Here is a 21,250-nt window from a genome sequence, read left to right on the forward strand (position 1 = left end):
CGATTCCTCTCTGCTAATTTAATCTTCTATTTTAAATGACGAAGAAGCACCTTGATAATTTTTCATTTTGCCGTTTACTTTTTTATAGGTTCCCTCATGTACAATCCGGTACGTGCCCTTCTTTACATTCTCCGGAATATTCCAAGTGATGGTCACATATGAAGTTGCTGCCAGAGTAGACTGGCGCGTCCATTTAAATTGCGTCTCCCAATCCCCATCATCAGCTACTGTGACCCAATCTCCATTTTTATAGTTCTGTATTTTTAAATAGGTAGACGCTGTCTTGAAGTTATTATTGGGATGCCCTGACCAAAACTTAACTTTTACCTGATCACCTGCTTGATATGATTTTTTTACATTCTCTTTCACGTCCCCAAAATCTTTAAAAAGAGGAGCAGCATCAAAAACAACTCCTGGCAATAGGTATAGTTGTTCCTCACTTAAGTCTTTAGGTAATCGCCCTGGATCTATATCACGATGGGTAATAATCGCATCGGTTAACGCATCGAACTTCTGTAAATAGGCACCTAATGTCCATTTGCCAAAGTGTGTCGATGCACCTTCATAGTGTTGGGCATGATATTCTTCTGGCGTCGTTACATAGCCACTATAGGAATTAGCTAAACCAGCAATCACAACAGTTTGTTCTTTCCCTCCCTGGGTTTGAAATTGTTGTTGTATTTGCTCTTTCAAACGTCTCCCTGCCATAGAAGTGAATTCTGCTGGTACTGATGCGATGGAAAACTGCCCAATATTGACAAGTTGGAGCGGAATTTCTTGTGGTGTCCATGCATCAGGCTTCACCTTGGAAGGAGCAAATAAAATGGGCTTTGGATAGTGCTGTTCCCATAATTCAGGATATTGTGATCCGCTCATTTCACCTACTTGCGGCACTATTCTTATTATTTTTTGTAGATAGGGAATAATGTTGTCATAATCATCAATGTCATATTCTGGCTGCGTCATACCTTCATAGAAGAAATCTAGCGGACCTTTTCCATCTTCTGCACCAGCAGCAAATGAATGACCAAGTGCACCCGGGTATGTGCGTCGATCTTGACCATCTGCAAACTGTTTATCTACTTTGATGTTTGAGAAATCGATAAACTGATGCTTGTAAGCGATACCTCCTTGTATACGTTCTGAAGCATTGTGACTGAGTGATTTAGCAGCCAGATACTGAATCTCCCCAGCTTTTTCGGTGTTTTCATAATCGTTCTCACCAAGCCCTTCCCCATTCCCCCGCACATTTGGTGTGATGTCACCTTCATTGGATTGCGCGAATGCTGCCACAAATGAGCTCCCGAATTCCTTTTCATATCGATAGGCGGCATATCCTTTATTATCTCCTGAAATGAGATGGTTTTCTTTCCCCATAGATACCCCATGAACTGGGAACCAGTTGATAATACCACGCAAATGGCCTTTTTCATCGCGTAAATTTAATTGTGTCATCGTTTCATCTACAGTTGATGCATACTGGGATCGTTCACTTTGTGGATTTAAATCATATGCATCTAGTGATCGATTGGCACTCACTCCACTAATATTTGTTTTGGCCATGTCTATATATCCCGGTGCTAAGCTCTGATGTGCTTTTACAATGGATTGATATATACCCTCTACAATCGTTTTATAGTTTTGCTTATGAAAACCATAGGTAGAAAAGTTATATAAGCCATCATGTGCATATCCACCTGGACCACTGTGCGTATGTGTCGCACTCATCACCACATTTTCATATCGGTATAAATGACCTAGTCCATTTTCTGATAATTTATCCATAACACCTTGTTTAACAGAGTGAAAGATCTGACCTAAGTCAGCACTTACAAATACGACACGATCATCTGAATTTTTTTCTTGGATCACAAATGCACGTGATTGTAAACGCATATGAATACCTTCAGTCTTTTGATTAGAGTCTGCATATCCCATCATGACAACTTCTGCGGGGGGACCCGTAATATCATATTTCCCAGTACCAATATAATAATCAAATGCATTTCCATTCACATTGTAAGCGCTTACAGAAAAGAGCGGTAAAAAAATGAGGGTACACATAAATAAGAATAATATCATTTGTCGAATGGATATTTTAAAGTTCATTAAATCCTCTCCTTTTTATTGTTGAAATATTATATATACTAGTATAGCATTTAGCACAATACGATGCGCTACAATTGTTTTCACATATTTGTATCTTCATCTTAAAGCGATCATTTCTTAATCGAATGACATAAACTAATACATAAAGGAGGCTAACTGTTGAAAATACTTAATCAACTGCAAATTGGCGACTTCGATCTTCATTTGCATACAACGGCTTCCGATGGTATATACAGCCCAACAGAAGTTGTTCAAAAGGCATATGACGCAGGTTTATCAACGATTGCGATTACAGATCATGATACACTCGCAGGACTCCCTGAAGCGCAAAAAGCGACCGATCATTACAATATGCATCTCATTCCAGGTGTTGAATTGAGTACCAAATGGCGAAAACAGGCTGTCGATATATTAGGATATAATATACAACATGTAGATCAGTTACATGAACAATTAGCAGTGTTTCGTGACTATCGTTACAAAAGAGCAGAAACGATCATTCGTCTTTTAAACCAGATGAATATTACCATTTCAATGGAAGATGTACGACAAATTAGTGGAGAAGCATCCATCGCACGACCGCACATTGCACAAGCTGTTGTTTCTAAAGGATATTTCGCTACGACACAAGAAGTATTTGATCGTCTTCTGGCAGATGGGAAACCGGCATCGATCGAAAAAAAAGTGCTATCTGTTACTGAAGGCATTCAAATGATTCGACAAGCTGGCGGCATAGCTGTACTTGCCCATCCTGTTTATATTGGACACCTGAATAAAGTGAATGAACTATTGCAGTTGGGATTTGATGGGATTGAAGTGTGGCATCGTAATCATCAAGCGAGCGATACGAAACACTTTATCCGTTTCGCTCAGAAGTATCAACTTATCCTAACCGGTGGTTCAGACTTTCATCATGATCAACATCAAATTGGGTCATTTATGTAAAAAAGAGAAGGTGCCATTTTAAAACGGTACCTTCTCCTATTAGATTATTGTTCAATGTGTTCCTTGTATAAGTTACATACTTGTCGGTGAAATGCCTCCTGATCACAATAACCAGCTCTTTCTTCTGCCATTAAACATAACTGATAAGTTTCTTTGACATAAGTGGGTACATCTTCATCATTTATTAAGTTCTCACTGTCTACTTTAAAATGGCGCAGATTAGGCTCTGTAAAATCAACAATTGATTGTTCTATTTCTGATAAATTTAGAGGTTCGGTAAATGGAAGTCCCTCATAAATTTTACGAGCATATAAAAGGGGGTCTTCTAAAAATCGATCATAGGAGAGGATAACCCTTTGTTTTTGATATGTATGCATAAAAGCAGACAAGACATAGTTGGCCCACATCTTGATTACCTCTGGTTTAGGAACACGATACTGTCGTGTTACGGATTGCGCAACCGCCAGCGGATTTCGAAATGGATGTACAAAAGCACAATTCATCTTTAATTCCTGCATCAATTCTTCCCAAAATGGGTATGTAAGGCAAAATCTTGGATCTTTACAAACCCATACTTCTTTGTTTAAAAAATGATTTTTGATGATATTCATGCCATTTTCTTTAAGAGCAGAAACGTTTTCTCGTTGTGTCCAATTTTCTGGAAGTGATGAAGTCATTCTCCAATCTACATTCAAACGTCCCAAAATACCATCATTTAAATGCATAATTTCAATTTGCTCCCAATACCCTTTCTGATTAGCTGTATAAGGAGCTAATAATTTTTGTTTGTTGCCAATGTCTGCTCCTAAAATATTGATCACGCGCGTGGTCATTGATGTACCACTACGATGCATACCTAATACAAAAATAGCTAGCAAATTTTCTCCCCCCATTCCATGCCATCATGAAACCCGTATTACCATGCTATTCTTAGACTACTTATCCTATAACCACATCATTTTATACACAAAAAAACAAGTAACTCCTATCATCATATAGGAGTTACTTGACTTTTTGCTTTTTAGCTAAGACAAAGCGTTCCAAACAATTCGTTAATTGATGAAGACGCACTAAATAGGTATGAGCTGATAACGTTTTTCGATACGCATGCATCGCCATTTCTTCTCTTTCCTGTTGATTATTTAAATAGTATTTGATCTTTTCTTTTAACCCTTTTAAAGTTTGAAAGGCTGCAATTTCTTGACCTACCTGATAAAAACGATGTAAATCTTGACGCCAGGTCGTGAGTTGAAAGGATTTACACGCAGAAATTTCAAATGTTCGATTATTAGGTGTGTGTGCAGGAATCATGTAGGGATTGTCATCACGATCATTTTTCGTGCGATGGATGTTTAGCACGATCTTAGCTCCATTGTAATACTTGGTCACTTCATTAGGTGGGATGGGTTCGTTATAAATCATATGCTTTAATTTATCATAATGTTTTAAGCGCCCCCACCATTGACCGATAATAATCGTTCGGTGTTGTAAGAGAAGGGGTGCTAAAGCATCAAAGTAATGTACGCGAATCGGAAAAGCACTGCCAATAAAACAAATATCCGACTTGTACTTGGGTGGTACCCTGACCGGTTTGTATTTTTGTGGATTTGAAGCTAAAGGCATGTGAAAACTCATTTTGCCACGTTTTCGATAAAAAGAAACGCTATTACTATCTTGAGTCACTACAAAGTGATATGGTTTTACAAGTGCTTCATGTGTTTTTAATCGATAAGGATCATCCACAACCCAAATCCCGATGGGCACTCGAAATTGAGAACGCAATTTATATACAATAGGAGAGGGTAGACTAAATCCACGAAAGGATAATATGACATCAGGGCGGAATGCTTTTATTTTTCTGAACAATTGACTTTGTGCTTCTCTTTTAAGTAGAAACTTATCAAAAGCGAAATTCGGCTTGGTGTTTGCCATTTGTTGAAATGCTTCTAAGATATTCTGGTCTTCATCAGAAAGGTTATTCTGAAAAGAAAAGCCACCTCCTGAAGAAATGTAAAAAAGGCGCATCTCTTCTTCGATCCCTTCTCTATGATCTTTGATGCGGGTTGATACCCCCGAGCATTAATGAGGTAGAGACGCTACTCCACCTGATTCCCCTATGTTTCAGCCTTGACTGAAACGAGTTCACTCTGATTCATTCTAATCTATACTATTGAGGGATCATCATTCTGTTCATACACGTACCAAAAATGAGTAAGCGTCTATATCGACACCTAATAGAGCCTAAGCTCATATGCTAATGTAGGTTTTTGAACTAGCGTAAGGTAGGTGAAATCGTGAAAATCATTTTTATCGCAATTGATACCCTTCGTACCGATCGACTCCATTGTTATGGTGCACCACAGAAAACCATTAGTCCCAATATTGATGCATTAGCTGAAAACGGCGTTCTTTTTGAAAACATGTTTGCAGATAATAATGTCACTCAATTTACATGCAATCCATATCCGTATATAAAAAAACGAGGGTTGCCCTCGTTTTAGCATTCGTCTGCACGTTTTAAGCCTTTATCAATCGCATCTTGTTCTGTTCGGTGATAAACACGTTCCTCTGCTTTAATCTCATTCACTTTGGCACAACCAACTGAGTAGTATACATCCCCATCTTTTTGAGAAACCACTTTTTCCTGTGTTGCAGCAATCTCCTCTTTGTTTTCAGGTTGCGCTTCTTTCATAGTAGCAGCATCTCCTTCCGAACTTGAACTGCATCCCGTAAATAGCAGGGTAATGGATAGTAGTGTAGCCCCTATAGCAAATAATTTTTTCATTAGATGTTCCCTCCTGTCGTTTTGTATTAGACCCGTATTGTACTAAAAATGTTGCAGACAAATAGACATTTTTCATTATGACATAAATAATTATGCAATTGCAAAATATTACATCTCATAAGTGAAGTGTATCTTTCGTATAAATACTGCAAACCCATCATGATTTCCGTGATGTCTCTTCTTGACTGATCGTCAAAATAAACCTTTTCAGTTCTTGTAATCGTTTCTCTCGTTCTTTCTCTGACAAGTCGGGCTCAATCACATAGATTTTGGTTTTACCCATTAAAATTTCTTTTGTATACGTCTCTTGCTTCATTTATTCACCTCCTCAAAATGAAAGATATGCAGCCTACACAAAAGAATGGAGGAAATGAAATGCAAAATGTAGCCATGTATTTAAGAAAATCACGTGCAGATATCGAGTCAGAAAAACGTGGTGAAGGAGAAACACTTGCGAAGCACTACCAAATATTAAGTCAAGTTGCCCATAATCAATCTCTAAACATCACCAAAGTAAGACGCGAAATTGCATCAGGTGAAAATTTATTTAATCGTTATCAAATGATGAAACTACTGAAAGAAATAGAAAAGAATGATTATGACGCGATCCTGGTGATGGATCTAGACCGTCTCGGACGGGGTACAATGCAAGAACAAGGACTGATCCTAGAGACACTCCAAAAAACAAACACCCATATTATCACGCCCCGAAAAACCTATAACCTAAATGATGAGTTTGATGAAGAATATAGTGCGTTTGAAGCTTTTATGGCACGAAAAGAATTAAAGATGATTACGCGCCGCTTGCAAAGTGGGATTAGAAGAGCAGTTGAAGATGGAAATTACTTAGGATCTAAGCCGCCTTATGGTTATCTGATTCATAAAGAAAATATGAATCGGACCCTCATTCCCCACCCTGAACAAATGCAGGTCGTAAAAAAGATATTTGAATGGTACACACACCCGTTGGAACATTACCGTCTAGGCACCACAAAAATCGCACATGAACTTAATCGCTTAGAAATAAGAAACTACCATAATAAGAAATGGAAAGCAGCGTCTGTTCTGGCTATTCTTAAAAATGAGATTTATACGGGTCATATTGTGTGGGGGAAAGTGCAACGACGTAAAGCCAATCAGATCTTACAGACTTATCGCGTCAAAAAAAGACCCTTAAACGAACAGATGAAAGTAGTAGGCAAGCATCCCCCTCTCATATCAAAAGATCTCTTTCAAGCTGCGCAGCAAATTTTACGGACCCGTGCCCATTCTATTCCTTCCACATCAATTGTAAATCCGTTGGCAGGGTTAATACGATGCCATCTTTGTCGATCGATTATGATGCGACAACCTGGTTATCGGGGCGCGCGCTCACAATTAAAATGCATCACAGATGACTGTTCTTGCAAAAGTGTTATCTTAGAAATCATCGAACAGCGCATCCTAACTTTCTTGCGTGCACGTTTACATTTCCTTTCCACTGAGATGTCGATAGAAGAGGAACAGCTAAAACGAGAAAACAAGCATTCCTCTTTCAATACCACACTACAACGTCGTTTACAGATGGCTCAACAACAAAAGCAGCGATTATACGATCACATCGAACAAAAAAAAGAGCCTGCACGCCGCTTACAAAAACAACTTGATCTTTGTAATAAGCAGATACAGACTCTGCAAGCACAACTACATGTTACACGCCCTCCGCAACAGGAGTTGACGAATCGTACAAATTTAAATCCAATTAACCTATATGAAAAACTACCCGATCCGAGTAAAAAAAATGAAATGCTCAAATATATGATTAAAGTTTGCTTTTATGAAAAGCGTCCGATCCAAAAAGCAGATGATTTTCAACTTTATATTTATCCAAAGCTATAAAGCCCAAAATCATGGAAATTGATCGCCCTGGAGCTGTACAAATGTTTCCGTACAGCTATTCCTTTTTTAACTGTAAAAGGATCCAACGCTCATATCCCCGTACTTCGCGATAAATTTCATTATAATTAAACACACGGCTTAGATCATGTAAAATATCATAATCGTCAAAGTGATGGATTAAAATAAGCATTTCTTTACTCGCATATTGATACAAGAGAGGAAAAGCAAGTGAACGCCCATTGCCATAGGGGCCCGCCAAAATCAATACATCCACCTTTTCTTCATCAGGAAGACTTTGCTTTAGGTCAGCATAAAAAGCATTGCGGATGGTGTACAGGGCATAATCACTCGGGGCTACATCTTTTCCTAACTGATTAAATAAATCCCAGGTATCCACTTGCGATGCATGAGTGAACAGCTTCTCCCACTCTTGATCATCAATTTGTTTCAGCTTGCTACATCGCAACTCAATCCCTTCTACTCCCTTAAGTTGCTTTTGAAAAGCGGCTACTGCATGTTGATCATGATGAACAGAAATCAATTGAATCGGAAGTATTTCCCGCTGTATGATCGTTTGCCAACAAGGTGTTGTGGCCCCAGTTCCAAGTTCCAAGATATGATATGGCTTATCACGTGGTTCTAATCGACGCATCAAATGGACAAAAGCAGCAATATCCATCTGCATGCGATTTGCTTTCCATTTTTCTATTTCATCCAAAGTTAAAAAGGGTTCAATCTCTTTGATTAACATATTAGAGGCTCCTTTGCATCAGCATATTAAGACATTCCCGCTTTTCAATAATTTCATCATTTTGCGGATGGTAAGCAAACGCTTCATCATAGTGATACTTTGCTTTTGTATACTCTTTCAAATGCTCATAACACTCACCCAGCTTCAGGTGTGGATACCAAGTGCATAAACTAATTTCCACGTTACCATAGTGATGCTCCGGTTTCTCTAATGTTAAAACAAGCTCAAACCAATAAATCGCTTCTTGGTATTTTTGATTGGCAAAAAAGTAAAATCCGATGCGACTACACGCTTCTGCTCGCGGTGTATCATAATGCAGACTTTTTAATGCACTAGCCAATGCTTTTTCGGGTTCTTGCATTTTAAAATACCCTTCAGCCATTCTAAGACAAGCATATACACAATTTTCAGGGTCTCCCTGCTTACTATTAATGTACTTCTCATAATGAATAATAGCCTCTTCAAACCGTTTATGATCTCGCAACTCATTCGCATAAAAAAATAAATCACGCAGTTCTAATTCTTCACCCCGATCAAGATGATTTTGATAAATTTTCAGATTTCTCCCCGGAGTCGATTTTATCTTTCTGTGCTTTACACGGATATCAGTATGCAAAATATGTCCAGCTACTTCAAGATTTTCATGCAAGTATCCATGCCATTTAAAATTACGAGATCTTCTTACCATGCGATTCCTACGTATGAGGGCTAGTGGTGATTCCGTATCATCTGATGCCACTTCGTACTCCATACTTACAGCATCATAAGCACGATTAAAGGTTGCTTTTATCGTACGCAACTTATCCAAATCCGTTTTTGATAGGACATCATCCGCATCGAGCCAAAATAAATATTCTTTCGTAGCTTGTTGAAAAGCGTAATTGCGTGCTGCTGCAAAATCATCAATCCACTTAAAATCATACAAACGACTTGTAAATTTTTTAGCGATTTCTTTTGTTTGATCAACTGAACCCGTATCAACGATAACGATTTCATCTACAATATCTGCTAAAGGTGATAAGCAACGCTCTAGAACTGCTTCTTCATCCCGTACAATCATACATAAGCTAATTGTAACCGGTTGCTGAGAAGCCATTTGATCCCTACATCTTTTCTTAAATGTTTGGACCCCTGGAAGGTCAGCCACTTCTAAAATAGGATAGACCTCTAAATTTGTATCGACATACATCATATGATCATGACAGAGAAATTCTTGATCTTTTATACTTGATGGCATGATATCCGATTCTAATGCTGTCTTTGATAGAAGTATACAACTACTGATAGCACGAACTTGATAAACCCCTGCCCTTTTTAATTGTTCATTAAACTTAATATCATTTAGCTTTAATCCATGTCCCATTACATTTGGTTGTTTTGGCTCCAATTTGTTTTTCCATATAATAGGTCCGATGGCGTCTTTTCCAACACGCATCAATTGTTTTAAGGTAGTGGGATGAAAGGTCAGATTTGGCTCCACTAAAAATAGTTGATCATATTTTTTTTCTCGTGCATATTGCAAAATTTGTTCATGAAGTTGTTGTCTACGTTTATCACTCACATCATATTTCATAATATAAACATTTTTCAATGTATGATAAATACTTCCTAATAAACGATCGATTTGTATATCTTGAGCCTCATTGATAAATAAATATTCAATTTCTATGCCCTCAGTCTCTAATTCGATCAAGGATAGAATCGATTCTTTAATTAATTCAAGGTGTCCTTTTATCACACTCGCTATTAGTAGACGTGGCTTTTTCACCCAATCTCCTCCTTGCTTAAAATCATCTGTTATTGCTATGGGTATGTATGGACCAGAAAATGTAGTACAGAAAACAGATAGGATATTCATGTGATTCAAAGCTCATTTGTAACGATGATGACGGGTAAACACCCTTACCATCATGGTATTGTAAATATGAAGCCCCTTAAGATCCCAAATAAACTTATCCCCTTGCCCCTCTATTTGCAAAAGACCGGTTATAAAACAGCTGCTGTTGATTGTAATCATCGGATCACTGGAAAATATAATCCTTGGTTTAAAAGAGGCTATGATACCTACCTTGATCCTTCTGAAAAGAAAAAAACACATCTCAATTTAACTGCACAAGAAATCAATCAATGTGCAATACCTTGGATCAGAAAACATCGAAATGAAAAAAACACTTTCTTATTTCTCCATTATTGGGATCCTCACTTTCCATATATAACAGAAGAAGAATTCACTAAATGGTCTGAACAGAACGCCTTACCAACAAATAACCATGAAGAAGACATTCCGATGAAAGTTGTGTCACGGGAACCCTTGTACAGTTTTATCAAAAAATATAATGGAGATAAGCATTCACCGCAAAAAATTAGACAAAATTACGACGGCACAGTAAAGCAAGTTGATCAAGCAATTGGTGAATTGGTCAATACGTTAAAAGAAACAAACCAGTACGAAGATACCTTGATCCTATTGGTATCCGACCATGGTGAGAGCTTAGGTGAACATAAGATCTACTTTGATCATCACGGTCTATATGATCAAACCTTGCACGTTCCCTTTATTCTTTCCTGTCCAGCAAAACTACCCAAGAAAAAAAGAATCACTGAAATTTGCCAACACGAAGATATTTTTCCTACCATCTGTCAGCTCGCCAATGTAAAATCGATACCCCAGCTTGGTAAAATAGATGGAAAGTCCATGATGTCCATCATCGAAGGGAAACAAAAAAAGTTTCGTTCATTTGCAGTGTCTTGTGAGGCAAATTGGCAATTAAAACGTTCGATCAGGACGAAAAATTGGAAATTAATACAATCTCTTGAACAAGATGTCTATGGTAATCCCAAATGGGAACTCTACAATCTCCAACAAGATCCAAAAGAAACAAAAAATGTTGTGAATAACCATCCTAAGATTTTTGCCTCTCTTAAGCGCACCCTATTAAAGTGGGTGCAACACAATCTCAGTCAATACAAATTGCGGGATCCCCTTCGGATAGGCATAAAAGTTCGGTTACATCGTGCAACCGTCGCTGAAGAAGAAAAAGTTAAAAAGCGGCTTAGTGAATTAGGGTACTAAAAGTAAACGTGTGATGTGCATGCTTATATAAAAAAAAGAGAGCCGCTTTACGGCCCTCTTTTTTTTATGCGTGCATATAAAGATGGTTCATTAAATATATTAACACCTCTCATTTTTTTCCTTTTCCCAATTTTAAATAAGCTTAGAAGTGTAGGCGCCATATCCATCAAATGTAAACGCCCTATATCTGCGTCTTTCGCATAAACAGGTCGAGTATTAGAAATGAAAATCCCATGATAGTCATGATTAGCACCATCTGGCCCGGTATCGTTTTCGTACACATACATCGTATTGTTTCCAACTGACCCAACAGAGCGCCAATACAAATCACCAAAGTATACGATTAAATCAGGGGGTATTCTTTTCACATCTTTATATCTTTTTTGTGGTTTAAACACTTTCGTTTCTAAAAGATTGCCTTGTTCATCCTTGATTTGCTTCAGCTTTGATATTAATTCATTGCGAATACTTTCAAAATGTCGTTTAGGTATAATCCCTTTTGGTTCTCTCCCTTTCACATTTAGACACAACCGTCCATAGTAACCGCCAAATCCCCATGCCATGGTCTTATTCCAGTCGATCATATCTGATGTCAGGGGGACTGGCTCATCCACCTTATTTTTCAACTTCAAATAACCCTCACGCATTAACCATTCATTAATACATAATCCGCCATCCATTCTTTTTGCACCGTGATCAGAAACAATAAATATATGTGCATCTTCAGGAATACATGCAAGTAATTCCCCAATTCTGCCATCTACATATTGATAATATTTACGAATTGCTTCTTTATAAGTAGAATCTGTATATAATACATGTTTTTCATCCATATAGTGCCAAAATGCATGGTGAATACGATCGATCCCCATCTCCACCATCATAAAGAAATCCCATGGTTTATGTTGTAGCAAATACTCAGCTGTCTCAAACCGTATCTGCGTCATTTGGTAGATATCATCCAACAATTCATTTACTTGTTCAGTTCGAAAATTTTTGACATCAAATTGATATGTGCCCACACGGTCCGTTATTTCCTCTTTTAACTCCGGTGGATGGGTGTAGGAAACGGAATGATCAGGCGTTAAAAAGCAAGAAATCAAATTTCCTTTTATGGGTTTAGGAGGATAGGAAGGCGGTACCCCCAAGATAATCGACTGATATCCCCGCTTTCCTAATATATCCCATACAGTAGGTTCTACTAGTGATGTACTATCTGTTAAGCGCATATCTTCATAATCATAACTATTTCGATTGCGAAAACCATAAAAGCCTAACTGTCCGGGGTCCTTTCCAGTCATCATGGAAGCCCATGCAGGTACTGTTATCGGTGGATCACTACTCCTCATCCGACCATAAGATCCCGTATCCATGATTTTTTTGATATGTGGCAGTTCATCGATCCATTCCTCAAAAACTAGTGTAGGTTCTGCACAATCAAGTCCGATCACCACAACTTTCGCCTGATTAGACACGAGCATCAGCCTTTCTTAAGAAATATAGCCTTGTTTTCGAATGAATTGAAATAGTTTTTCTGCACTTACTTCAGGAACTTCAGTTGCGGTTTCAATCATCATATCGGGTTGAAGCGGTGTTTCATAGGGATCACTAATTCCAGTAAATTGTGTGATTTCACCATCAATTGCTTTCTTGTATAATCCCTTCACATCACGTTCAATACATGCTTCGAGTGGACATTTCACATAAATCTCGTGGAACTGATCAATACGTTGTCGACAGTAATCCCTCATAAAACGATAAGGCGTAATAAAAGAGCAAAGCACCAGTACACCTTGTTTCATCAATAATTGCGCGATAAATGCACCTCTTTGAATCTGCTTAAATCGGTCTTCTTTCGTAAACCCCAAGTCCGAATTAATCACATCTCGTAAAATATCTCCATCCAACAGCTGAACGCGAACATCCGGAAGTTCATTCAGTTTTTCTTCCACAAGCTTCGCGATCGTAGTCTTCCCTGCACCCGACAATCCAGTCAACCAAAAAACAGCACCTTTATTCAATCTGTCCTCACCTCCAGTATAGAGGTAATATATGTGTGATTAACCCGTTTGGAAACACCATCTGCCTACTTGTCATCACTTACCTGTTCGCCATACTAGCAATCACCTAACACGCTCTCATTACAAATTTCATAATATACAGCAAGCTCTTCACATAAAAAATGCGAGGTGAGTTACTTGTACCCTATTAACCTCGGAAAATTAACCTACGTCGTAGGTGGAAAATTAGTACGTGGTAATCCTCATCAAACCATACATGGCGCCACCTATCTAGGCACCAGAGAAATTAAACCGGGAACTGTTTTGTTTGCACCAACGAAATATATGGGAAAAGGATTTACTTTTTCCATATTAAGAACACGTAGCAGCTCTGGTGTCATTACAACGAAAACGTATGCCAACAGTATCCCTAAACATCATCCATTAATTATTGTCCCTCATGCAGAAATGGCTTTATGGCGACTCGCTTATTACCAACGTGCATTATCTAAAGCTATTTTTATCGGCATTACAGGCAGCTCTGGTAAAACGACAACCAAAGAAATGTTAGCGTCCATATTGATGAAAAAATATTACACGTACAAATCATATTCAAATAGTAATGTGGCTGGTTATACGCCTTTTCACATGTGTAGACTCCACCAAAAGATACAGGTTGCTGTGCTTGAGATGGGGATGTCTAACTTAGGAAATATCGCTAAACAATGTCAGTGTGCAAAACCAAACATTGGAATTGTAACCAACGTAGCAGAAGCACATTGCGGAAGCTTAAGAGACTCGATTCACAACGTTGCGAGGGCCAAACAAGAATTAATCGACGGACTTACTCCAGGGGGGCTATTAGTTTTAAATGCAGATGATCCTGGTAGTAAAAATTTAAATATAGCGCGCTATCAGGGAAAAATCTTAAGAGTAAGTACCCAATCACCTAGCTCTTTCCAAGCAAAACAGATCGAATATACCAAATATGGTATGAAATTTGTTTGCAATCAAATCCCATTTCACTTTAATACGTGGGGAAAACACAACGTCTCAAATGCACTTGCAGCGATCGCTGTAGCAAGATATTTAAATGTATCTTGGTCTGCTATTCAACAAGGCTTAGCTCATTATCAAACACCGAATAGCCGCCTACAACCTGTATCTGGCACTAATGGCCATTTACTCATTAACGATTCTTATAACGCAAACCCATCTTCAATGATTGAAGGTTTAAAAGTCTTAAAAAAAGTAGCTCAAGGTAGAACAGCCGTAGCCATTTTAGGTGATATGAGTGAGCTAGGTTCCTATAGTCAAATTGGTCATCAAAAAGTAGGTACGTTTTTAGGACAACAAACTAAACCACACTTTTTAATAACAATTGGACGACTGGCTACCCTTATTGCAAGTAGTGCAATCAAAAGTGGTATGAAGCCAAAGAGTGTCCACTCTTTCCCTAATCAACATAAAGCGATTCGTTTCATACGACGTCATATCCCTCTAAACGCCGTCCTATATTTTAAAGCTTCTCACAATATGTACTTCGGAAGAATCGTCAAAAAATTACGTTCATAATTTTGATTTATTCTGCTCTGCTACGGGCAGCTGATTCCATTTGCAAATATAATATTTGCGATTTTGCTCCAAGATCCACTTAAATTCGCGATATCCTCGCTTACGAAAACTCCTACTTCCAAAGTGATGAAGATAGGTATCTCCCGCAATGATACAATCGTAACCCGCTTCTATAACGCGATAACAATAATCGTCATCTTCATATGTCCCTAATCCAAAACGTTCATCCAGAAATCCTACTCTTTCAAACACTTCTCTAGTTAAAGCGATGCAAAACCCTGATAAACGCCTACTTTTCTTCCATTTATTCGGATTGGACTGATTAAAGTGTTGACTAAATCGATGGATTTGCGAGACACTTTGCATATTGATCTTAATTTTTTGCTCAGGAATAACGCAATTGGAAAGCGGCCCTACAAGTCCTGCTTTCGGTCTCGTGTTAAGCACTTTAATCAGTTGCTCCAACCAGCGATGAGAGGGAAGTGTATCATTATTTAACCAAACTAGAAATTCTCCGCGTGCACTTGCTAAGCCTTGATTCATCGCCCCTGCGAACCCTTTATTCCAATCATTTTGAATTAGTGTCAAATCGTTGATCTCTCTCAAACGCGCTGGCATACGTTCAGTTGATCCATTGTCGATCAAGATGATTTCATAAGGATGATCGGTATAAGTTCGTATCGAACGAATACAAAGCTGCGTAAATTTCCATCCATTGTGTGCTGGAATAATAATACTTGTAAGTTGCTTCTCATTCATGTTACTCCCCCCACATTATGTTTAAATACAGCTGTTTTCAACTGAGACGTATTTTGCTTCAGTTGCTGCCTAAAAGAGCGATTTTGTATAAATTGTGGGATAAATCGTAACATGCCTTCTTTTTCACAGCTTGTTTTTAACACGATGCCATTATAGAGATGTCTTACCCATTCATCATGATCACCACCGCGACTCGTCAAAATTGGAATTTGGTGCTCCAACAAATTGACATGCAATGCACTATATGAATGGCGTAAATTTCCAAACGTGATGAATAAATCTGCGGCGATCCAACTCTTCTTGAGCGCTACTTTTTGTAAACGCTCCACTTTCACCTGTGACATCGTGCTTGGTAAGGTATCGCTAACCCAACTGACTCGTAAACGTTTATGATTTCGCTTTAGCGTAGGTACCGTTTCATGAAGAAGCGTTTGTTGTTTAGGTGTAAGAAAACGATCATCAATCCATAGTAAGCTATCTTCATCATCTATATCATGTTGTTTTCGGTAGTCCGTGCGTATCAGTTTACTCTTTTCTTCGCGAATCGGAACGGGTAGTTGAACTTGCGCTTCAATCCCACGCTTACGCATTTGATAACGAAAAGCCAGAGAAGGCACCTTCACCGGAAGCTTTTTTATAAATTCTGTCCCTGTACGTGTAGGCAAGCGATCATAATAAAGCATTGTGTTTGTAAAAATATGAAGCTCGCTTAGGATAACGGATGGTGGATTAATGAGTACGAGCGCATCATTTCGTAACGGCTCTAATTCACGCATGATCTCTTCTTTTGTTAGGTTTTTAGAAATGATTATATTAGAAGTGCATTCCTGATTAAATCGTTTGGCCTGCATCCCATTCACTTGCCAACCTGGAAATTGTACGAACACAAATCCATTTCCATCCATATCGATTCACCCTAACGAAATTTAGTTTCCCATTGAAAGGCAATTTGCGGATCATCATAAGGAATTCGATATTCATCTGGTTCCTCAGGTTGATACGATCGCGTCGTAAAATATACAATCATAGCCGATTTTTCACCCAACACCCGATAACCATGTGCTACTCTTTTAGGGATTAACAATGTTGAGGGATTTTCTTCTCCCATATAGTAGACATTGGTTTCCTGAAAGGTAGGCGATTCTTCTCTTAAATCATACAATACGACTTGAGCATTACCATAAGGAAAATACCACACATCATCTTGCTCCTTATGATAATGAAAAGCTTTAATTACACCTGGATAAGTCATTGATGCTGAAGCCTGCCCAAAATGTGTTAATATTTCCTCATCATCACGTACAATCTCCATAAACGTTCCGCGATCATCACAAAATTTCTTCAGTTGCTTGTAAATTACACCTTCAATCATGATTTACACCCTCTCGTATCACATCAAAGTATGCTTCTACACCTATTTTCCAATGGGGTAACAAAGGTAAATTAGCATTTAGTGAACGCTTCGGTATTAAAATAGAATAAGCGGGTCGCTTTGCTGCACGTGTAAGGTCATCTGAGGTTATCGCGTGGATACGTACATCTAAATTTGCTTGTTCTAAAATATATGTGGCAAATTGAAACCATGAACAAGAACCCTCTCCCGCTGTATGAAAAACGCCTTTCTCTTCTGTCTTTAGTAAATCGCTTATTTTTTCAGCTAAATGGACCGTATAGGTAGGACTACCAACTTGATCATCAACAACGGATAAGGGTTCACCCATTTTGGCTTTCTGTAAGATTGCTCGCACAAAATGATTTCCTTGATTGCCATATAACCATGAAGTTCGTAAGATTAGAAAGTGAGGACAAATTCGCTCTACATACTCCTCTCCCATCCTTTTACTCAATCCATAGCAATTAATTGGATTTACTTCATCATATTCTGTATATCCTGTAGCCTTTTTTCCATCAAATACATAATCCGTACTTATATAGACAAGTCGAATATCGTAATCTGCACAAAGGCTCGCGAGCATCTTGGTTGCTTCACTATTTATCTGGCATGCAAGTTCAAAATCTTGTTCTGCTTGATCTACTTTGGTATACGCTGCGCAATGAATAATCACATCGGGATTAGATTGCTTTACGATGTCGGTCGTTCGTATCGGATCCGTCACATCCCACTGTAGTCGATCAAACCCGATTACATCATGAGTCTGTTCCCGTCCCAACACCTTTAATACATCTCTGCCTAACATGCCCTTTGCACCTGTGACCAAGATTTTCATCCTACTTCTCCTCCACCTGATAAGGATTTCGGACTGTATCCCACCAATCTTCATGTTCCAAATACCAGTACACTGTATCTTTTAGCCCTTCGGCAAAAGAAATAGAAGGTTGAAACTGAAGTTCTTTACGAATTTTTTGGGTATCTAATGCATAGCGAACGTCATGCCCCAGTCGATCTTGGACATGGTCAATCAGTGTATTTGGTTTATCCATGATGTCCAGTAATTTAAGTGCAATTTCAAGATTTGTTACTGTATTTTCAGCACCGATATGATAGATTTCACCCTCTCTACCACCTTGTCTGATCAAATCTAAACCACGGCAGTGGTCGTACACATGAATCCAATCACGTTGTTGTTTTCCATCGCCATAAATTGGAATGGGTTTATCGCATAGTAAATTTTTAATACTAAAAGGAATTAATTTCTCTGGATACTGATTTGGCCCATAATTATTGGTACAACGAGAGATTACAACAGGCATTCCGTACGTATGCTGATAAGATAAACAAAGTAAATCTGAAGAAGCTTTACTGGCAGAATACGGATTTTTAGGTGCTAGTAAGGTATCTTCAACTGCCATCCCAACGGGAAAGCTCCCATACACTTCATCTGTAGAAACATGAACAAATTTTTGTACATCTGCTTTTAAGCTCGCCTCTAACAAATGAAAGGTTCCTTTTATATTTGTTTCGATAAAAGGGGTTGCACCATAGATGCTACGATCCACATGAGATTCGGCAGCAAAGTGGACCACTTCGTCAATTTTCTGGTGCTCAAATAAAGCTGAAACATCTTCCTGTTTACACAAATTAGCATGAATAAAATGATAGCGCTCATCTTTCTCCACATCTTTTAGGTTGTAAAGATTACCAGAATACGTTAATGCATCCAAATTCCATATTTCAATATCTGGGTATTGACGTAATAAATAACGAATGTAGTGACTCCCAATAAACCCCGCTCCACCCGTTACTAAAATAGATTTACTCATAAAGACTCTCCTTGTAACATATTCTCAAATTCTGTGTGAACCGCATATTGATTCGCTCGCATCAGCGATGCGATCGTTCCAGCATCTGTCCACCATCCTTTTAAGGTATTAAATGACATTTCTTTATTTTTTATATACATATTATTTACATCTGTAATCTCATACTCACCACGTACAGAGGGAGCAAGTTGATTAATAAAAGAGAATACTTTGGAATCAAACATATATATTCCTGTTACACATAAGGAACTTCGAGGAAACTTAGGTTTTTCTTCAATAGATACAATTTGATTCCCACTTACTTCAGCAACACCAAACCGCTCAGGATTATCCACACTTTTCAATAAAATCTTTGCCCCTTCTCCTTGTTGGATAAATTCATTCACATATTGATTGAGGGAATCTTCAAAAATATTATCTCCTAATAATACAATGGATAAATCGTCTTGCACATAACTTTCAGCCAGTGATAGCGCTTGGGCAATTCCACCTGGTTTATCTTGCACTTTATATGTAAAATTCGCTGAAAATTCCTGACCACTCCCTAATAAGCGAACAACATCTCCCATATGCTCGACGCCAGTTACGATTAATATATCGTGAATACCGCATTCAACAAGTTTATTGATCGGATGATAAATCATCGGATATTTTCCAATCGGCAATAGATGTTTATTGGTAATTTTCGTTAATGGATATAAACGCGAGCCTGTTCCACCTGCTAAGATCACACCTTTCATAACCACAATCCCCCTAATCACATTTCTTTATTCCATCCTATTCACACAGGGATCAAAATAATCATCAAACGCTCAATTATTGCTCAAAAAACAACAAAAAAAGAAGAACCGATTATAAAAGGTTCTCCTTATTTGTTTTCACTCAACCATTTGGCAAGCTTTTGCTGATGTTCTTTGTCCACATAATTTTGTGCTGGCATACTACCTTTACCATTCGTGATGATGCTTAATATTTCCTGTTCACTGTATTTCGCGCCTGTACCTTTTAAAGGTGGACCAAAGCTTCCTTGTAAGTTGCCCCCATGACAGCTGGCACAATTCCTAGCATAAATTTGCTCTGGTGTTTGCTCAACGGTGTCATTGTTAGTAGGCGTTTGGGAAGTATTTTGTCCTCCACATCCTAATACAGCCATCGTAACTGCCACAACCGCTAGTATAACTAAACCTAATTTCTTCTTCATAAAAGATCCCTTTCTCTATGAAGGGGTAGGATTCCCTTCTTTATAGGCTTGTAATTCTGCATCATCTTTAGCTCGTTCAGTTCTGACCCAACGAAAGAATACAATTGCGATGGCACCGATATATACGATTTCTTGCATGATTTTCATGATTACTCCGCCCAATTGCTGGTCATGGATTGGCGTCATAATAGGTGCAATTGTTGACATCGTTTGATATTGATCGTACAGCAACAGATCCGTAAATGTAATGATGGCACATGCAGGTGTTAATAAAATCCCATTAACAAAAATGAGAACCAACTTATGCAGTGATTTCATACGATCCCATTCTGGTACCGGACAGAAAATCGGGAACCACATACAAAAAGCAGCAAACAATAATCCATAATGCGTCACAATGTGTAACCATTCATTATTCATCGACGCATCGAAAATATAGGGAACATGATAAAAAGTGAAAAAGCCATTAAAGAAAAAAATGGTAACCAAAGGTTTGGTTAAAAAATGACCTATTTTTCGTACACCAGGCAGTTTAGCCAATGCACGATACATGTATGCTGGAATCCCCGTCAATAACAACGGTGGTGCTAATAAAAAAGTGAGTGACATCTGTAACATGTGCATACTGAATAATTCATGCCCAAGGATATTTAAGGGACTACCATTTGCAATGTAATAGATTAGTAATCCACTTAAAAATTTGATACGAGCTGATCCCTTGGCTGGTTCTGCATTTGGAAATAAATGTCTCATAGGCCCCGTAAGAACCAGATATAATCCAGCGATGCACAACATGATTACATTTAATTTTAAGTCCCAATTACTTACATAGAAAAAGATCTGAAAAAACTCAGCTGAAGTCATGGGAACCCTCCATTCCCAGTTATTTTCAAGTAACGAAGCTATCATACCATAGGATTGACCAATACGACTTAAAATAAAATGAAAGGGA

Annotated in this window: 22 protein-coding genes; 5 read left to right on the plus strand and 17 right to left on the minus strand. The window is 38.2% G+C overall.

The annotated features are described in order from the left end of the window. Window positions 1-18: 18 nt before the first annotated feature. Window positions 19-2,109: a neutral/alkaline ceramidase gene (locus tag IC619_RS00780; protein WP_191138215.1), complete on the minus strand. Its 2,091-nt coding sequence runs from the start codon at window positions 2,107-2,109 to the stop codon at window positions 19-21. Window positions 2,110-2,268: 159 nt separating this feature from the next. On the opposite strand from IC619_RS00780, the gene IC619_RS00785 reads away from it, so the two are divergent. Then, window positions 2,269-3,054, plus strand: coding sequence for a PHP domain-containing protein (locus tag IC619_RS00785; RefSeq protein ID WP_191138216.1), 786 nt, complete (start codon window positions 2,269-2,271; stop codon window positions 3,052-3,054). A 44-nt stretch (window positions 3,055-3,098) separates the two neighbouring features. On the opposite strand, the gene IC619_RS00790 is transcribed toward IC619_RS00785, so the two are convergent. Together IC619_RS00790 and IC619_RS00795 are read right to left on the minus strand one after the other, a co-directional pair. Then, window positions 3,099-3,932, minus strand: a complete 834-nt coding sequence (locus tag IC619_RS00790; protein WP_191138217.1) for a sulfotransferase family protein — start codon at window positions 3,930-3,932, stop codon at window positions 3,099-3,101. Between the two features lie 124 nt (window positions 3,933-4,056). Beyond that, the gene (locus IC619_RS00795; RefSeq protein ID WP_191138218.1) at window positions 4,057-5,079 is read right to left on the minus strand and encodes a CgeB family protein; all 1,023 of its coding nucleotides are present in this window, start codon (window positions 5,077-5,079) and stop codon (window positions 4,057-4,059) included. Window positions 5,080-5,348: 269 nt separating this feature from the next. On the opposite strand from IC619_RS00795, the gene IC619_RS00800 reads away from it, so the two are divergent. Beyond that, window positions 5,349-5,555 carry a sulfatase-like hydrolase/transferase gene (locus IC619_RS00800; protein WP_213260786.1) on the plus strand — a complete coding sequence of 69 codons (207 nt, stop codon included), beginning with the start codon at window positions 5,349-5,351 and terminating at the stop codon, window positions 5,553-5,555. Here the strand turns inward: IC619_RS00800 and IC619_RS00805 are convergent. Both IC619_RS00805 and IC619_RS00810 read right to left on the minus strand, forming a co-directional pair. Beyond that, on the minus strand, window positions 5,552-5,839 hold the full coding sequence (locus tag IC619_RS00805; protein WP_191138219.1) for a hypothetical protein: 288 nt from the start codon (window positions 5,837-5,839) through the stop codon (window positions 5,552-5,554). The genes IC619_RS00800 and IC619_RS00805 overlap by 4 nt on opposite strands. Window positions 5,840-5,996: 157 nt before the next feature. Then, window positions 5,997-6,155: a hypothetical protein gene (locus IC619_RS00810; protein ID WP_191138220.1), complete on the minus strand. Its 159-nt coding sequence runs from the start codon at window positions 6,153-6,155 to the stop codon at window positions 5,997-5,999. 59 nt (window positions 6,156-6,214) lie between these two features. On the opposite strand from IC619_RS00810, the gene IC619_RS00815 reads away from it, so the two are divergent. Then, entirely contained in the window at window positions 6,215-7,717 is a 1,503-nt protein-coding gene (locus IC619_RS00815) for a recombinase family protein (RefSeq protein WP_191138221.1), read from the plus strand. Window positions 7,718-7,772: 55 nt separating this feature from the next. Here IC619_RS00815 and IC619_RS00820 read toward each other — a convergent pair whose 3' ends face one another. After that, a complete protein-coding gene (locus tag IC619_RS00820) occupies window positions 7,773-8,468 on the minus strand; it encodes a hypothetical protein (protein ID WP_191138222.1) in 696 nt (231 codons plus the stop codon). 1 nt (window position 8,469) lies between these two features. Beyond that, a complete protein-coding gene (locus IC619_RS17155; RefSeq protein WP_191138223.1) occupies window positions 8,470-10,236 on the minus strand; it encodes a glycosyltransferase in 1,767 nt (588 codons plus the stop codon). Between the two features lie 90 nt (window positions 10,237-10,326). Here IC619_RS17155 and IC619_RS00830 point away from each other — a divergent pair, with 90 nt between their 5' ends. Next, window positions 10,327-11,541 carry a sulfatase-like hydrolase/transferase gene (locus IC619_RS00830; RefSeq protein WP_191138224.1) on the plus strand — a complete coding sequence of 405 codons (1,215 nt, stop codon included), beginning with the start codon at window positions 10,327-10,329 and terminating at the stop codon, window positions 11,539-11,541. A gap of 47 nt (window positions 11,542-11,588) precedes the next feature. Here IC619_RS00830 and IC619_RS00835 read toward each other — a convergent pair whose 3' ends face one another. Next, window positions 11,589-13,016: an alkaline phosphatase family protein gene (locus IC619_RS00835; protein ID WP_213260788.1), complete on the minus strand. Its 1,428-nt coding sequence runs from the start codon at window positions 13,014-13,016 to the stop codon at window positions 11,589-11,591. Window positions 13,017-13,031: 15 nt separating this feature from the next. After that, the gene (cysC, locus tag IC619_RS00840; protein ID WP_191138226.1) at window positions 13,032-13,562 is read right to left on the minus strand and encodes an adenylyl-sulfate kinase; all 531 of its coding nucleotides are present in this window, start codon (window positions 13,560-13,562) and stop codon (window positions 13,032-13,034) included. 177 nt (window positions 13,563-13,739) lie between these two features. Here cysC and IC619_RS00845 point away from each other — a divergent pair, with 177 nt between their 5' ends. Next, complete coding sequence (locus IC619_RS00845) at window positions 13,740-15,116, plus strand: UDP-N-acetylmuramoyl-tripeptide--D-alanyl-D-alanine ligase (protein WP_191138227.1); 1,377 nt, start codon at window positions 13,740-13,742, stop codon at window positions 15,114-15,116. Here the strand turns inward: IC619_RS00845 and IC619_RS00850 are convergent. From IC619_RS00850 to IC619_RS00885, 8 genes are all read right to left on the minus strand, one after another. Then, window positions 15,111-15,875, minus strand: a complete 765-nt coding sequence (locus IC619_RS00850) for a glycosyltransferase family 2 protein (protein WP_191138228.1) — start codon at window positions 15,873-15,875, stop codon at window positions 15,111-15,113. The genes IC619_RS00845 and IC619_RS00850 overlap by 6 nt on opposite strands. Next, window positions 15,872-16,780, minus strand: a complete 909-nt coding sequence (locus tag IC619_RS00855) for a hypothetical protein (protein ID WP_191138229.1) — start codon at window positions 16,778-16,780, stop codon at window positions 15,872-15,874. The genes IC619_RS00850 and IC619_RS00855 overlap by 4 nt, the downstream gene beginning before the upstream one ends. 11 nt (window positions 16,781-16,791) lie before the next feature. Next, complete coding sequence (locus IC619_RS00860; protein WP_191138230.1) at window positions 16,792-17,247, minus strand: dTDP-4-dehydrorhamnose 3,5-epimerase family protein; 456 nt, start codon at window positions 17,245-17,247, stop codon at window positions 16,792-16,794. Continuing rightward, complete coding sequence (gene rfbD, locus IC619_RS00865; RefSeq protein WP_191138231.1) at window positions 17,240-18,103, minus strand: dTDP-4-dehydrorhamnose reductase; 864 nt, start codon at window positions 18,101-18,103, stop codon at window positions 17,240-17,242. The genes IC619_RS00860 and rfbD overlap by 8 nt, the downstream gene beginning before the upstream one ends. A gap of 1 nt (window position 18,104) precedes the next feature. Then, complete coding sequence (rfbB, locus tag IC619_RS00870; protein ID WP_191138232.1) at window positions 18,105-19,097, minus strand: dTDP-glucose 4,6-dehydratase; 993 nt, start codon at window positions 19,095-19,097, stop codon at window positions 18,105-18,107. Next, the gene (locus IC619_RS00875) at window positions 19,094-19,837 is read right to left on the minus strand and encodes a sugar phosphate nucleotidyltransferase (RefSeq protein WP_191138233.1); all 744 of its coding nucleotides are present in this window, start codon (window positions 19,835-19,837) and stop codon (window positions 19,094-19,096) included. The genes rfbB and IC619_RS00875 overlap by 4 nt, the downstream gene beginning before the upstream one ends. A gap of 128 nt (window positions 19,838-19,965) precedes the next feature. Continuing rightward, window positions 19,966-20,298: a c-type cytochrome gene (locus IC619_RS00880; protein ID WP_191138234.1), complete on the minus strand. Its 333-nt coding sequence runs from the start codon at window positions 20,296-20,298 to the stop codon at window positions 19,966-19,968. A 15-nt stretch (window positions 20,299-20,313) separates the two neighbouring features. Further along, the gene (locus IC619_RS00885; protein ID WP_191138235.1) at window positions 20,314-21,162 is read right to left on the minus strand and encodes a cytochrome c oxidase assembly protein; all 849 of its coding nucleotides are present in this window, start codon (window positions 21,160-21,162) and stop codon (window positions 20,314-20,316) included. Between the last annotated feature and the right edge of the window lie 88 nt (window positions 21,163-21,250).

Origin of the sequence: Polycladospora coralii (assembly GCF_014773435.2) — a bacterium.
Taxonomy (GTDB): Bacteria; Bacillota; Bacilli; order Thermoactinomycetales; family Thermoactinomycetaceae; genus Polycladospora; species Polycladospora coralii.

Bases quoted from the DNA above. Each gene is read 5' to 3' on its own strand.
- IC619_RS00780 (WP_191138215.1), bottom strand. From the start codon at position 2,109: ATGAACTTTAAAATATCCATTCGACAAATGATATTATTCTTATTTATG.
- IC619_RS00795 (WP_191138218.1), bottom strand. From the start codon at position 5,079: ATGCGCCTTTTTTACATTTCTTCAGGAGGTGGCTTTTCTTTTCAGAAT.
- IC619_RS00805 (WP_191138219.1), bottom strand. From the start codon at position 5,839: ATGAAAAAATTATTTGCTATAGGGGCTACACTACTATCCATTACCCTG.
- IC619_RS00810 (WP_191138220.1), bottom strand. From the start codon at position 6,155: ATGAAGCAAGAGACGTATACAAAAGAAATTTTAATGGGTAAAACCAAA.
- IC619_RS00815 (WP_191138221.1), top strand. From the start codon at position 6,215: ATGCAAAATGTAGCCATGTATTTAAGAAAATCACGTGCAGATATCGAG.
- IC619_RS00820 (WP_191138222.1), bottom strand. From the start codon at position 8,468: ATGTTAATCAAAGAGATTGAACCCTTTTTAACTTTGGATGAAATAGAA.
- IC619_RS00850 (WP_191138228.1), bottom strand. From the start codon at position 15,875: ATGAATGAGAAGCAACTTACAAGTATTATTATTCCAGCACACAATGGA.
- IC619_RS00855 (WP_191138229.1), bottom strand. From the start codon at position 16,780: ATGGATGGAAATGGATTTGTGTTCGTACAATTTCCAGGTTGGCAAGTG.
- IC619_RS00860 (WP_191138230.1), bottom strand. From the start codon at position 17,247: ATGATTGAAGGTGTAATTTACAAGCAACTGAAGAAATTTTGTGATGAT.
- rfbD (WP_191138231.1), bottom strand. From the start codon at position 18,103: ATGAAAATCTTGGTCACAGGTGCAAAGGGCATGTTAGGCAGAGATGTA.
- rfbB (WP_191138232.1), bottom strand. From the start codon at position 19,097: ATGAGTAAATCTATTTTAGTAACGGGTGGAGCGGGGTTTATTGGGAGT.
- IC619_RS00875 (WP_191138233.1), bottom strand. From the start codon at position 19,837: ATGAAAGGTGTGATCTTAGCAGGTGGAACAGGCTCGCGTTTATATCCA.
- IC619_RS00880 (WP_191138234.1), bottom strand. From the start codon at position 20,298: ATGAAGAAGAAATTAGGTTTAGTTATACTAGCGGTTGTGGCAGTTACG.
- IC619_RS00885 (WP_191138235.1), bottom strand. From the start codon at position 21,162: ATGACTTCAGCTGAGTTTTTTCAGATCTTTTTCTATGTAAGTAATTGG.